This window comes from Natronosalvus rutilus, from assembly GCF_024204665.1.
Classification (GTDB): Archaea; Halobacteriota; Halobacteria; order Halobacteriales; family Natrialbaceae; genus Natronosalvus; species Natronosalvus rutilus.
Genome location: NZ_CP100355.1, coordinates 3690857 through 3703978, shown reverse-complemented (window position 1 = coordinate 3703978; position 13122 = coordinate 3690857). Strand labels below are relative to the sequence as shown.

The following is a 13122-nucleotide window of genomic DNA, read 5'->3' as shown; positions in this document are numbered from 1 at the left end:
GTTAGTGGTCCCGCAGCTCAGTTGTGCGGGTCGTCGGTCATCCACCAGGAGTACTGCTTGTACCCCCAGGACGGGGACGGGTCCTCCGTGAAGACGACCTCGTCCTGATAGCCGTAGATGTCGTCCTGGAAGTGAATGAAGTTGACCGGGAGGTCGCGGCTCAGGATGCCGAACACTTCGGCGAAGATTTCCTGTTGTTCCTCCTCGTCGGTCGCGGTTGCCCCTTCCTGGATCATCGAACCGAGGTCCTCCTCGGGGACGTAGCCGTAGAAGTTCGTCCCGGAACTGGCCGTCCAGAACGCGGCGATCGATCCCGGCGAGCGCGGGTAGGTGTTGAAACCGATGCCCCACATCAGGTCCCACTCGCGGGCGCTCGACAGCGCCTGCGGGTCTTCCGCTTCGGGGTCGTTGAATATCCCCTGCGGCTCGCCGTCCTCGGCCACCATCGCGTACTGCTCGAGCATCGTGTTGAACGGAACACCGTTCGAGTCGACGTCGATGCCGAGGCCTCCGAGCGCATCCGCGATGTATCGGGCGGAGTCCTCGGTGAGCGAGGCACCGTTTGAGTAGACGAACGACAGCACGACCTGGTTCCCGTCGGCGTCGACGAGCGTGTCGCCGTCGTAACTGTAGTCGTCGCTCAGGTTCTCCTCGAGCAGCGACCGGGCTTCGTCCACGTTGTAGCTGTCTCCGACGCCAACGGGCTCGACCTGATCGTCGTTGTAGAAGTCGGAATACTCCGGCTGGAACGTCTGGGCCGGCTTCGCGAACCCACGGTAGATGTCGTTGGCGACCGTCTCCTTGTCGATGGCCATCGCGAGGGCACGTCGAACCTCGCGTTTGCGAAGTTCTTCCCAGCCGTTCGCGCGCTGGTTGTACGCGAGGATGCTACAGTACGGCGTCGCAGATTCGACGATCGTGTAGTCGTCTTCGCCCTGATAGTTCTGGACCTGGTCGGCAGGGATGGTTATCGAGGAGAGCCCGCCCGTCTCGAACTCCGCGAGTCGGGTGCTCTCCTCCTCGAGGATGTTGATCGTGTACTGTTCGAAGTACGGGGCGTCCTCCCAGTCCTCGTCGTCGCCGCGCTTGTAGTAGTCCTCGTTTCGAACGGCGACGAAGCGGTCCTCGATGTCGCGGCTCTCGAACGTATACGGTCCGAGGTTCCCCGTGTACTGCAGCTGCTGGACGGCGTCGGAACCGTTGAGTTCCTCGCCAGCGTTCTCGTTTCCATCCTGATAGTCCTGGAAGTACGGCTCGACGAGCGCCTTCGGCAGGATGTACGTCCCCCAGAACGTCGGCTGCCGAACGAACAGCGGGTCCGGGTCGGCAATTTCGACCTCGAGGGTCGTGTCATCGACTGCCGTGACGCTCTCGACGTCGTCCCAGTTCGACTGGTTGACGTGTGCTGTCCAGTTATCTTCGTTCTGGGCGATGTTCTCGACGTGGAACACCCAGTCTTCGGTCGTCATCTGGCCGTAGTCACCACCCCATTGGAGGTTGTCGCGGAGGTGGAAGGTCCACGTCTGGTTGTCCTCAGTCTCGTAGTCCTCGAACCAGTAGCCGTAGAACTCGTCGTTCTCGTCGAGGCCGTACGGGCCGTCGAGCAGGGGCGCTAACCGTGCGGACGACGTCGTGTCGTTGATTCGAAGCGGGTTCAGTTCCTGGGCCTCGGACGCGGAGGGTGAGATCCAGTTTGGCTGGATTTCTCGATTGCTTACGTCGGCCTGATCGTCGATGTCGTCGCTGACATCGTCATCGTCGCCGTTGCCGTTGCCGTTACCGCTAGTATTCCCGTTGCCGTTGCCGTTATCGTCACCGCTCATACAGCCTGCAAGTCCAGCAGCACCAGCAGCACCTGCAAGCAGTAGCACCTCCCGGCGATGGGCGCCGGGTGCCTTCAAGTCTTTATGAGGCATAGTAAGAGTACAGATACTAATTACATAAATAGATTCCGACTGTTTCCTTCGTTGACTATTTCTCAATCATAGTTGTGAATTTAGTCCGACTCATTGGACAAGCGTCCATTCCTCATGAACATTACTTTTGATACATGTTGGAAACTGACGTGGTATTGGCTTTCAATCAAATGGCTAACGTTGCCGGTTCACAAATTCTCGACCGGAAGCGATTCACTGGTTTTTCACTCTCTAAAAATACAGTTACTACCCGCCGTATCTTCGCCGTCAACTCACCTGTACCCGAAGAATTCCACCTCACGTCGTGACGGCTTCGCTCGAAATTGGGCCGCCTCCAGGTGGCTTTCTGAACGAAGCGAGACATGGTCGACGCGAAGATGGCTCGCCGCCCTCTCGCTATCGTCACTCGTTTGCGTTACTCGCTACCCTGTTGCTCACGATCGGATCAAGTCGAAACGTGGAGAGAGAATTGAACCTCAATCGCGACGAAGTCGTTCCCTTGATCAAACTACTTGTGTTATTTCCGCCGCTCGCGAATTTGCTCGCGACAAAACATAGCGGGAGGTAGATTTGAACTACCGATCTGCGGGTTATGAGCCCGCCGGAATCTCCTGGCTATCCCATCCCGCTGGCTCATGATAACCCGGTACGATAGTTAAGGGTTGTGATTCGGACGCCCTGTGTGGGTTTCTATCGCCCGACTCGAGTCGGGAGGCTACTGCCAATCCTTCGAGATTACCACACGGTTCTTCGCGAGCGCGAACGGACGCGAGTTGTCCACTGTGACAGAAACCAGTCCGACAATCAGCTAGACGACATCGTGAATGTCACCAGGACCCACGTGTGGAGCCGTACGAGACGTCGAACGGTGACGTCGCTCGATTCGAGTGAGACGACCGCGATGCAGCCGATCGCTATCACCATACGACACTATCTGCACACTGCGCCACTCGTAACTATGCACCATTACGCACGGGCGAAGGAGGACTCAGATCGGTAGCGAAACTGACGGCGTCTATAGCCACACAATCGAAGCGGTGACGGAGTCAGTGTGTCTCTGTCGCTCGAGTTCAACTGCTCAGACGAACAGGTCGCCTTTCGGCTCGAGAACCGTAATCTCGCTCGCGTCCGCGCGGATGACCTCGAGCCAGTGGGGGGTGAAGTTGCGGCGCTGGAAGTCCTCGTATTCGCCTTCCTCGCCGACGGTGCACCAGAGCTGGACCCGATCGGGTCCGTGCCACTCGCCGTTGCGACTGATGCCGAAACACACCAGTTCCTCCCCGTCGTGTTCGACGACCGCGCCCTTTCGAATGCCGGGGTCCCCGTGGATGATGAGCCGCTTCATGCCCGGCGGTTCGCACGATGGGGAATTAAGCGCTTCGAAGCACCCCCTGGCTCTCGTCCCGCGACGTCTCGATTGGCGTCGGCTGGCCGCGAGACGAGTACGGTGCGTCGACGGCGAACCAAACGGGTTTTAAACGGGGCTCTCTTAGCCCACTCCAAGTGAGTTAACCCATGCAGATGCCACGCCGTTTCAATACGTACTGCCCGTACTGCAAATCCCACCACCAACACGAGGTTGAGAAGGTCCGAACCGGCCGCCAGACCGGCATGAAGCAGGTGGCCGACCGACAGCGCGCCCGCCAGCTTTCGTCCATCGGGAACTCCGGGAAGTTCTCGAAGGTACCCAGCGGCGACAAGCCGACGAAGAAGACCGACCTCAAGTACCGATGCAACGAGTGCGGCAAGGCCCACCTCCGCGAGGGATGGCGCGCCGGCCGACTCGAGTTCCAGGAGTGATTTCGATGGCAGGAAGCTACTACCGCGTCCGTTGCAGTGACTGTGAGAACGAACAGATCGTCTTCGGCAAGGCATCCTCGGAGGTCGCCTGCGCCGTCTGTGGGACCACGCTCGCCGTCCCCACCGGCGGGAAGGCCGAGATCGATCACGAAATCCTCGAAACCGTCGAGTCACGATGAAGTACAGCGGCTGGCCCGAACCGGGCGAACTCGTCGTCGGCAAAATCGACGAGATCGAGGACTTCGGCGTCTTCGTCGACCTCGAGGAGTACCAGGACAAGCGCGGCCTGATCCACATCTCGGAGGTCGCCAGCGGCTGGATCAAGAACGTGCGCGATCACGTTCGCGAGGGCCAGATCGCCGTCTGCAAGGTCCTCGACGTCGACGAGTCCCACGAGCAGATCGACCTCTCGCTCAAGGACGTCAACGACCACCAGCGCTCCGACAAGATCCAGGAGTGGAAAAACGAGCAGAAGGCCGACAACTGGATGGAAATCGCCTTCGGCGAGGACATCGCCGACGAGGAGTACATCGGCATCGCCAACGAACTCCTCGGCGCCTACGGCACGCTCTACGACGGGTTCAAACAGGCGGCCATCCACGGCGACGAGGCCCTCGAGGACACCGACCTCGACGACGACGAGCGCGACGCCATCGTGGAGACGGCCCGCGAGAACGTCTCGGTGCCGTACGTCAACGTCACCGGCTACGTCGACCTCGAGAACCCCTCTCCGAGCGGCGTCGACGGGATTCGATCCGCGCTCGAGGCCGCCGAGGGGAACGGCGAAATCCCCGATGGTGTCGAACTCGACGTGACCTACGTCGGGGCCCCCGAGTACCGGATCAAGGTTCGCGCGCCGAACTACAAGACCGCCGAGAGCGTCCTCGAGGCCAGCGCCGAGCGAGCGATCGGCGCGATCGAAGTCGAGGGCGGAGAGGGCGAATACCACCGCGAGCGCCGAACTGACGACGAGTAGCCGTTTTCGTTTTTCGACGATGAAATCCGACATCCGCATCTGTTCGGCGTGGGAGGACGTTCACGACCGACCAGTCTATACACTGTCCGATTCCTGTCCCGACTGTGGCGCCGACGCCGTCAACAGCGCGCCCGCGCCGTTCGATCCCGAGGACCGACACGGCGAGTACCGACGTGCTCTTAAACGTCGCGTCCGCTGATACGGTATGGACGAACTCGATATCGAGGCGGTCGCCGAGACGACACTCGACGAACCGGTGTTGATCGAGGGACTTCCCGGCGTCGGCCACGTCGGGAAACTCGTCGCCGACCACCTGCTCGAGGAACTCGAGGCCGAGAGTACTCTCGTTCGGCGGATCTACTCCCAGGAGTTCCCGCCACAGGTGACGGTCGAAGACGGCGTCACCAGTCTGACCTGCGCGGAGGTCCACGCGGTGACGCCCGAGGAGGGCCGAGACGTGCTCGTCCTGACGGGCGATCACCAGGCCCAGACCAACGCGGGCCACTACGTCCTCACGGACGCGTTTCTCGACGTCGCCGAGGAGTTCGACGCGACGGAGCTGTACGCCCTCGGCGGCGTCCCGACGGGCGAACTCATCGACGAGTACGCCGTCCTCGGTGCGGTCACCGACGAGTCCCTGATCGAACCGCTCGAGGACGTCGGCGTCGAGTTCCGCGAGGACGAACCCGCGGGTGGCATCGTCGGCGTCTCCGGGCTGTTGCTCGGCCTCGGGGAACGCCGCGGGTTCGAGGCGACGTGTCTCATGGGCGAGACCAGCGGCTACCTCGTCGACCCCAAGAGCGCTCGCGCCGTCCTCGAGGTGCTCGAGGCGCGACTCGGGTTCGACGTCGACTACGACCCCTTGGACGAGCGCGCCGACGAGATGGAGGAGGTCATCGGCAAGATCCAGGAGATGGAACAGCAACAGCAGGCGATGGACGTCCCGAACGACGACGACCTGCGGTACTTCGGCTGAGGCCCTAGGTCCTCTCCGCCCACGCCCTGGCTGCGGTACTTCGGCTGAGACTCTCTCCGTCACGCCGTCCTGTGCCGGAATCGTCCCCGTCGCGTCTGCCTCGCTGACGCCGCCGTCCGGGCCGCTTCCGACACTCGTGAGCGAGTGGTTCTTTATCCTCCGGCGACTACGGTGGCCCGTGCCAACGAACGTCCTCGAGGCGATCCCGCCGGCGATTCTGTGGGGGCTCGTCCTCGGCGGAATTTTCACCGGGATCGCCGCGACGCTCTTCGTCGTCGGCGAGCGGTTGTTCCCGAGTCGCGTCGCCACCAGCGAGAACACGTACTCGAGTGAGCGACGACGCCGCGGCGAGATTCGGACGTATCTGCAGGCGATCGACGAACGCTACCTCGAGGAGTGGGAACTCGAGGACGCGGGGGAGACGGTGGCGTTCTATTTGCCCGACCGTGACGTTGCCGTTACCTTCGACGCGGAGGCGTTCGTTCGGCTCCAGGCGCACACCGACACGCACCTCATCCTGGCCGAACACGAGATGCCCGGCATTCACCTGGCTGATCGACTCCCGTTCGAGGTGCCGCCGCTCGAGCGCGAGCACGAGTACGGGACGGTTACCGTCGAGGACCGCCTGAAGCGGGCCTACGAGGCCCTCGGCGTTTCGACGACGGCGGACGCGGAGGCGATCCGCGAGGCCTACCGCGAGCGGGTCAAAGCCGTTCACCCCGACCACGGCGGCGACGAGGAATCGTTCCAGCGGGTCCAGGAGGCGTATGCGACGGTGCGAGAACACGCCGACTAGTGCTGTCCTAACGACGACTGAAAGCGTACTAACGCCCCGGTTTCGTGCCGACGACTTCCTCACCCCTCGAGCACTTCGTAGGCCACGTCGCCGTCTCTGAGCACGTCGGTGACGCGCCCGACGGCGTCGGTGGTGGCGACGACGGCGGTGTCGAGGCCGCGTTCGGCGGCGTCGGCGGCGACGGTCCCGACGGCGAACGTGGTCGCCGGTTCGACGTCGGCCTCGCGGAGAGCCACGATGGCTTCGACGCCCGTCGCCAGCACCAGGTCAGCCTCGGCACAGCCGTCCGCGATGGCCTCAAGGGTCGCCGACTGGCTGCCGCCTGCTCGGACTGGCGGGACCTGCCAGACCGTCACGGAACCGGGCTCGAGGTCGATGACGCCCTCGAAACTCGTGACGCCGACGTCCGATCCGGCGGCGGCGTCGGTGGTCGCGACGCCGGTTGCGGGGCCGGCCTCGCCAGGGGCCGCGTGGAGGAGGCCATCTTCGACGGTGAGCGAGACGGGATCGCCGGCCTCGAGGTCGGCACTCGCGATGGCGGCGTCCTCGCCCATGGCGCCGAGGACGTCCTCGGTGACGTGATCGGCGAACCGGCGGACGTCGCCGGCGGCCTGGAAGAGCCAGTCGACGCCCTCGTTCGTGACGCGGTAACGAGAGCGCCCCTCCTTCTCGACGAAGCCGTCCTCGACGAGGTCGCGGATGTACTCGCTGACGGCCTGGCTGGTGACGCCGACTTCCTCGGCGATCTCGCCCTGGCTGACGGCCGGTTGTCGTTCGGCGATCTCGACGAGGATTCGAAACCGCGTCGCGGCGCGTTTGTTGTCGAGAACGTCGACCATATGTCCGCTTCTCACGACACGGCCAAAAATGGCGCGGTCTCTCAGGCGCTCGTTTCTGCGGGTGGGATCTGGCCTCAGGTACTGCGGTTGTGTCCGACCGACACACAGCGTCAGGTTGATAGCGCTCGAGTCCATCAATTCGCGTGACAATGTCCTCCCCGCCCGTATCGGTCCTGTCAGCGGCCGTAGGGTCGTTCGGCGCCACCGACGCGCTGGCGTGGGTCGCAATCGGCGCCTTCGTTCTCGCACTGCTCCTCCAGTGGCAGTCTCGCGAAGCGGCTGCCCGCTACCTGGCCGCCGGCGCCTGGGTCGTCTTCGGCGTCTTCTGGCTGACGATGGTCCCCTACTACTACGGCGAGGCCCAGAGCCCGATCCAGACGGTGTTGAGCCTCGCTGCCCTCCCGCTGTGTGCGTACACGGGATATCTCCTGTTACAGGGCCGAACGTCTCTGCTCTTGCTCACGAAGGCAGTCGCCATCATGGGGATCATCTATCTCCCCGTCGAAACGATTCCGTTCGCCAGGACCTGGCTGATCGAGACGACGGCCGCCCAGACCCACTACGGCATGGAACTGCTTGGCCATAGCCCAGGCCTCAACGAAGGTGCGAACGGCTACGAGAGTCGCTTCGACTTCGACCCCGACGAGACGGTGACGGGGCGGACGACCTACATCGTCCTCGCGTGTACCGGCATCGGCAGTATGGCAATCTTCGGCGGGTTGATCGCCGCCGTGAAGGCGCCGCTCCGGCGAAAGGCCACCGCGTTCGCACTCGCCATCGGCGTCATCTGGTTCCTGAACCTGATCCGGAACGTCTTCATCGGCCTCGCTTCGCCATTCGGCTGGTTCCAGTACGATCCGCTGATCTACATTACGACGACGTACATGGGATCGCCCGCCGACCGGACGTCGTTCCTCGTCGCCCACAACTTCGTCGCTCAGTCGCTGTCGATCGTCGCCCTCGTCGGGATCACGTACCTCGTGATCCGTATTCTCCCGGAGGTCATGGAACCGCTCGAGGAGGCGCTGTTCGTACTCACCGGGACCGAGTACGACCTCGCCGACGCCCTCGGCAAGCCCGACCCCGCGGGCGAGCAGCTCACGCACTCGAACGACGATTGAGGCGATGGCCGGCACTTTTCCCGACTCCGCTCGAGTGGACGTCCCCGTCGAGTTCCTCGAGCGCGCCGTCTTCGTCCCGGGAGCCAACGCGCTCGTCCTCTCGGACCTCCACGTCGGGAAGGCAGCGGCTTCTCGAGTCGAGGCACCGATCGACGACGGCAGCGACGTGATCGACCGCCTCGAGCGCCTGCTCGGGTGCGTCGACGCCGAAACGGTCGTCGTCGCTGGCGACCTCTTGCACTCGTTTTCGACCGTGCCCCGTGGGGCCGACTGGACCGTCACCCGCCTTGAGCGGATCGTTGCCGATGCGGGCGCCGAGTTCGTAGTCACCCCCGGAAATCACGACGGGATGCTCGAGGCAGTCTACGACGGACACGCTCCCGACGCGTACATGCTGGCCGATGGCGAGACGCTGGTTTGTCACGGGCACGAGCAACCTGACCTGGAGCGAGTGTATGCGGAATCCGAGACGGAATTCGAGAACTACGAGGGCTCGAACCTCGAGCGAGTCGTCGTCGGCCACGACCACCCCGCGCTCTCGGTCGGCGGGCGAAAGCTCCCCTGCTTTCTCTACGCGCGCGACGCCTGGCGCGGACTCGACGTGCTGATGCTCCCGGCGTTCACCCGGAGCGCGTCGGGCGTGACGATCAACCGGGCCCGAGGAATCGACTTGCAGTCGCCCATGGTTCGGTCGCTCGAGCCGTTCCACCCCGTGATTCGCGACGATAGTGCCGGCGAAACGCGCTGGTTCCCGCCGATCGAGGCGTGTCGGCACCTGCTGTAGCGAGTCGATGATGCTCAGGACTCGATGTCTACTCGAACCGCGAGCGCGGCCCGTCGTCCGCTCTCGAGCGCCCCCTGGATCGACGACCACCTGGTGTACTCGCCGGCCAGGTAGCAGGCTCCCTCGGGTGCTCGCGGTCCCGGCAGGCTCTCGTGGATTCCCGGCGGCTGGGCGAACTGCGCGAAGGGGATCCGTTCAGTGTGGACCGTCTCGAGGTCGTCGAAGCGACGGTCGGGGTACCACGACTCGAGGGCCCGTTGGGTTCGATCGGCGAGCGTCTCGTCGTCGGGTTCGGGATGACCGAGGTAGGTCGCGCTCAGCAGTGTCGAGCCGTCGGGGGCGTAGGCGGGTGCGACCGCGCTGTGGGGAACGACGTGGTTCGGTCCCGAACCCCCGTCGGCGTTGAGGAGCAACCGTCTGCCGATCTCGAGGTCCGTCCACCCAGGGAGCGTGTAGTACTGGGTGACACAGCCCTTGGCGGTCGTGGGAATCGACTCGACGCCCGTCAGTTCTCGAGCGGTCGGCGGATCCGTCGCGACGACCACCGCGTCGGCCTCGACGATTTTGTCGCCGGTGTTCCCCACGGTCTCGAGCGTGCAGGTAACCTCGTCGTCTCCGGTATCGATTTCGGTCACGGTGACACCCGTTTCGATCACTACTCCCTCGGACTCGGCACTCGCGGCGAGCTGGGACGGAATCCGGCCCATTCCCTTAGCGGGAACTGCGATCGATCCCACTGCGAGGGCCCGGAAGGTGTACTCGAAGATTCGCTTCGAGGTCGAGAGGCTTCGATCGAGGGTGATTCCGCCGTAGAACGGGGCGGCGAAGTTGTCGATGAACCGATCCGAGAACCCCTGGTCCCGCAGGTACTGACCGATGGTCGCGTCGGGCCCCTCGAAAATTCGGTCGGGATCTCGCCCGGCGAACTGGTGGCGGAGTCGGAAGATCCCCAGTTTGTCTGTGAGCGCGACGTCGGAGTTACACAGTGTCTCGGGTAATCCTTCGGGGTCGCGAAACGGGTCCGAAAGCGCCGATCGACGGCCGTCTCGAGCGATGACCGCGCCGGGGGCGAACTCGCGAAGGTCCAGGGCGGGCAGGTCGAGTTCCGCACGGACGGCGGGGTAGGCGGTAAAGAGCACCTGGAAGCCGCGGTCGAGTCGGTAGCCGTCGCGTTCAGTCGTTCGAACGCGACCGCCGACATCGTCGCGGCGCTCGTACAGCGTCACGTCGAAGCCGTCTCTCGCAAGCGTTCGCGCCGTGACGAGGCCGGCGAGGCCGCCGCCGACGACCGTCACCGACGCCGTTCGTGTCATACGGAATCGTTCGGGGGCGAGATACTAAGTCGTCGTCCCTACGGTAAAGGGCCGACCCTCGGAGACCGCACTCAAGGCGATGAACAGGGATTTGGTCTCGCCGTCACAAGGGCCGGTATGGACACCACGGACGCGTTCGTCGGCCTCGAGTGCATCGGCTGTGGGGCGTCGTTCGACGCCGAAACCGGCACCCACCGCTGTCCCGACTGCGACGGCGTTCTCGACCCGGCCTACGACTACGACGCGGTCGACCTCGACCGGGAGACCCTCGAGGCTCGCCCGTTCGACTCGATGTGGCGCTACGAGGAACTGCTCCCCTTCACCCGGGCGTCGGCGGTGACGATGGACGAGGGCGCGACGCCGCTGGTCGAGTGTGAAAAACTCGCCGACGAACTCGGTGTCGGGCGCGTCCTGATCAAGGACGAGGGTCGGAACCCGACGGGGACGTTCAAGGACCGCGGTCAGACGCTCGCGATGACGGCCGCGAACCAGCACGGCGCGAGCGACGTCGCGCTGGCGTCGGCGGGCAACGCCGGCCAGGCCGCCGCGGCCTACGCCGGCCGCGCCGACATCGATTCCCATGTGTTCCTCCCGTCTCGAGCGGGCTTCACGACCAAGGCGATGGTGAACGTCCACGGCGGCGACATGACCGTCGTCGGCGGGCGAATCGGCGACGCGGGCGCGGCCTACGCCGACGCGATGGCCGAGCACGACGACTGGTACTCTGTGAAGACGTTCGTGACGCCCTACCGCCACGAGGGCAAGAAGACGATGCTGTACGAGATCGTCGAGCAACTCGAGTGGGCGGTCCCCGACGCCATCGTCTACCCGACCGGCGGCGGCGTCGGCCTCGTGGGAATGTACAAGGCGGCCGAGGAGTTCCGCGACCTGGGGCTCATCGACGACGTACCGGCGCTGTACGCCGCCCAGGCGACGGGCTGTCAGCCGATCGTCGAGGCGTTCGAGGACGGCCGGGAGCGGCACGACCCCGTCGAGTACCCCGACACCATCTGCGGCGGCATCGAGATCCCCGACCCCGGCGCCAGCCCGTGGATCCTGGAGGCCCTGCGCGAGAGCGGCGGCGGTGCGGTCGCGACTGACGACGACGATATCCTCGAGGCGGCCGTCGCCGTCGCGAAGGGCGAGGGCCTCGAGATGGCGCCGACCTGTGCGGCGGCGGCCAGCGGAGCCTGGGAGCTGGGCGAGCGTGGAGCGTTCGACGACGACGCGACGGTCGTAATCCTCAACACGGGGGCCGGAAACAAGGACGCCGACGTGCTGCGCAGTCACCTGATGGGCCAGGGCGTCTGAACGTCGCTCGAGGGCTGGTGATGCTCGATGAGAGGGAAATGGCCCTCTTCGAAACCACGGTTTCCAGACGGAGAGTTTCGCTCAGGACGTCTCGACTAGCGCCTCGTACTGCGCCCCCGTCTGTTTCAACGTCTCCGTCGAGTACAGGCACTCGTGGGTGACCGGCAGGTATTCCCCGGCGAGTTCGTCGATTTTGGCATCCACCGCCGACTGATCCCGCCCGTGGATCATCGTGAACAGGTTGTAGGGCCACTCGAGGTCGGGCCGCCGTGGTCGGTGGTAACACAGCGTCACGTAGGGGAGCGAACCGGCGCGCTCGCCCCACTCGTCCAGCCGGTCGTCGGGGATGTCCCAGACGACCATGCAATTGGCGTCGAAGCCGGTGACGACGTGGTTGACGATGCAGCCGATCCGCTTGATGCAGCCCTCGTCCTGCAGCCGTTCGACCGCTTCGAGCACCTCCTCGACGGGGACCTCGCGTTCGAGGTCGGTCTCGAGTTCGGCTGCGATATCACCGTAGGGCGTCCTCGAGAGCGGGAACCCGTCCTGGATCGCGAGCAAGAGCGCGGCGTCGAACGCCGAGAGGTCGCCCGCGGCGTCCTCGCTGATACGAGTGGCGGTGGCGTCGGTGCCGTCCTCGAGGCTCTCGCGTGCGAAACTGTCGGCGTTTACCACGGGAAACTCGAGGTCGATGTAGTAGTCCGTTAGCATCGGGAGCACTAACACAGTGCAGCCGGTTCGCTCCTCGATCTCCTCCAGGATGCGGTCCCGCGTCTCCCGAGAGCCGGCGGTGACGACGAACCACATGTTCCACTCGTGCTCGCGGGCGTAGTTGTGGTTGACCTGTCGATAGCCGTTGATCACCTCGGCAATTTCGTCGAACCGATCCTCGGGCGCCTTGACGGCTGCGAGCGTCGAGGAGCCGATCACGGGTGGGTTGAGGACGGCGCCGAAACGACGGAAGATGCCCGCCTCGCGCAGGCGTCGGACGCGCTCGAGGGTCTCGTCCTCGCTGATCTCCAGGGCGTCGCCGACGACGCGGAAGGGGCGCTCGGCGATCGGAAACCCGCTCTGGTAGCCGTCGATGATCGCGGCGTCCGTCTCGTCGATCGTCTCGCGCCAGTCGTCCGCGGCCGATCGAGTGGAACTCATTGGTCGGAGTAGGGACGACCCACACCTATCGCTTTCGGGTCTCTCGAGCGCGGAGTTTCATGCCCTCGGGGGAGGGTCCTCCGAACCAGTCCCGCGGTCGAGCGAGTCACCCTGGCCACACGGGAATTATCCCTTCGG

14 protein-coding genes and 1 tRNA gene are annotated in these 13122 nt (G+C 64.4%); 9 read left to right on the top strand and 6 right to left on the bottom strand.

Annotated features, from left to right (window positions below; all coding sequences use genetic code 11):
* Window positions 1-17: 17 nt before the first annotated feature.
* The 3 genes from NGM29_RS18045 to NGM29_RS18035 all read right to left on the bottom strand — a co-directional run bounded on the left by NGM29_RS18045 (window position 18) and on the right by NGM29_RS18035 (window position 3261).
* The gene (locus NGM29_RS18045; protein ID WP_254158167.1) at window positions 18-1916 is read right to left on the bottom strand and encodes an ABC transporter substrate-binding protein; all 1899 of its coding nucleotides are present in this window, start codon (window positions 1914-1916) and stop codon (window positions 18-20) included.
* 555 nt (window positions 1917-2471) lie between these two features.
* Window positions 2472-2546, bottom strand: a tRNA-Met gene (locus tag NGM29_RS18040).
* A gap of 448 nt (window positions 2547-2994) precedes the next feature.
* Window positions 2995-3261 (bottom strand): HAH_0734 family protein, encoded by a 267-nt coding sequence (locus tag NGM29_RS18035; RefSeq protein WP_254158166.1) that lies wholly within the window; start codon window positions 3259-3261, stop codon window positions 2995-2997.
* Window positions 3262-3431: 170 nt separating this feature from the next.
* Between NGM29_RS18035 and NGM29_RS18030 the strand changes: the two genes are divergently transcribed.
* From NGM29_RS18030 to NGM29_RS18005, 6 genes are all read left to right on the top strand, one after another.
* Window positions 3432-3716 (top strand): 50S ribosomal protein L44e, encoded by a 285-nt coding sequence (locus tag NGM29_RS18030; protein ID WP_254158165.1) that lies wholly within the window; start codon window positions 3432-3434, stop codon window positions 3714-3716.
* A 5-nt stretch (window positions 3717-3721) separates the two neighbouring features.
* A complete protein-coding gene (locus NGM29_RS18025; protein ID WP_254158164.1) occupies window positions 3722-3895 on the top strand; it encodes a 30S ribosomal protein S27e in 174 nt (57 codons plus the stop codon).
* Window positions 3892-4692: a translation initiation factor IF-2 subunit alpha gene (locus NGM29_RS18020; RefSeq protein ID WP_254158163.1), complete on the top strand. Its 801-nt coding sequence runs from the start codon at window positions 3892-3894 to the stop codon at window positions 4690-4692. Before NGM29_RS18025 ends, NGM29_RS18020 begins: the two co-directional genes overlap by 4 nt.
* 19 nt (window positions 4693-4711) lie before the next feature.
* Window positions 4712-4891 (top strand): RNA-protein complex protein Nop10, encoded by a 180-nt coding sequence (locus tag NGM29_RS18015; protein ID WP_254158162.1) that lies wholly within the window; start codon window positions 4712-4714, stop codon window positions 4889-4891.
* 6 nt (window positions 4892-4897) lie between these two features.
* Window positions 4898-5668: a proteasome assembly chaperone family protein gene (locus tag NGM29_RS18010; RefSeq protein WP_254158161.1), complete on the top strand. Its 771-nt coding sequence runs from the start codon at window positions 4898-4900 to the stop codon at window positions 5666-5668.
* Between the two features lie 178 nt (window positions 5669-5846).
* Complete coding sequence (locus NGM29_RS18005) at window positions 5847-6464, top strand: J domain-containing protein (protein WP_254158160.1); 618 nt, start codon at window positions 5847-5849, stop codon at window positions 6462-6464.
* Window positions 6465-6523: 59 nt separating this feature from the next.
* Here NGM29_RS18005 and NGM29_RS18000 read toward each other — a convergent pair whose 3' ends face one another.
* Entirely contained in the window at window positions 6524-7303 is a 780-nt protein-coding gene (locus NGM29_RS18000; RefSeq protein WP_254158159.1) for a DUF7839 domain-containing protein, read from the bottom strand.
* 149 nt (window positions 7304-7452) lie between these two features.
* On the opposite strand from NGM29_RS18000, the gene artA reads away from it, so the two are divergent.
* Together artA and NGM29_RS17990 are read left to right on the top strand one after the other, a co-directional pair.
* Window positions 7453-8424, top strand: a complete 972-nt coding sequence (gene artA, locus NGM29_RS17995) for an archaeosortase A (protein ID WP_254158158.1) — start codon at window positions 7453-7455, stop codon at window positions 8422-8424.
* 4 nt (window positions 8425-8428) lie between these two features.
* The gene (locus tag NGM29_RS17990; RefSeq protein ID WP_254158157.1) at window positions 8429-9208 is read left to right on the top strand and encodes a metallophosphoesterase; all 780 of its coding nucleotides are present in this window, start codon (window positions 8429-8431) and stop codon (window positions 9206-9208) included.
* Window positions 9209-9222: 14 nt separating this feature from the next.
* On the opposite strand, the gene NGM29_RS17985 is transcribed toward NGM29_RS17990, so the two are convergent.
* The gene (locus NGM29_RS17985) at window positions 9223-10521 is read right to left on the bottom strand and encodes an NAD(P)/FAD-dependent oxidoreductase (RefSeq protein ID WP_254158156.1); all 1299 of its coding nucleotides are present in this window, start codon (window positions 10519-10521) and stop codon (window positions 9223-9225) included.
* A gap of 117 nt (window positions 10522-10638) precedes the next feature.
* Here NGM29_RS17985 and NGM29_RS17980 point away from each other — a divergent pair, with 117 nt between their 5' ends.
* Complete coding sequence (locus NGM29_RS17980) at window positions 10639-11832, top strand: threonine synthase (protein ID WP_254158155.1); 1194 nt, start codon at window positions 10639-10641, stop codon at window positions 11830-11832.
* An 81-nt stretch (window positions 11833-11913) separates the two neighbouring features.
* Here the strand turns inward: NGM29_RS17980 and ahbB are convergent, their stop codons facing one another.
* Window positions 11914-12984, bottom strand: a complete 1071-nt coding sequence (gene ahbB, locus NGM29_RS17975; protein ID WP_254158154.1) for a siroheme decarboxylase subunit beta — start codon at window positions 12982-12984, stop codon at window positions 11914-11916.
* Window positions 12985-13122 lie beyond the last annotated feature (138 nt).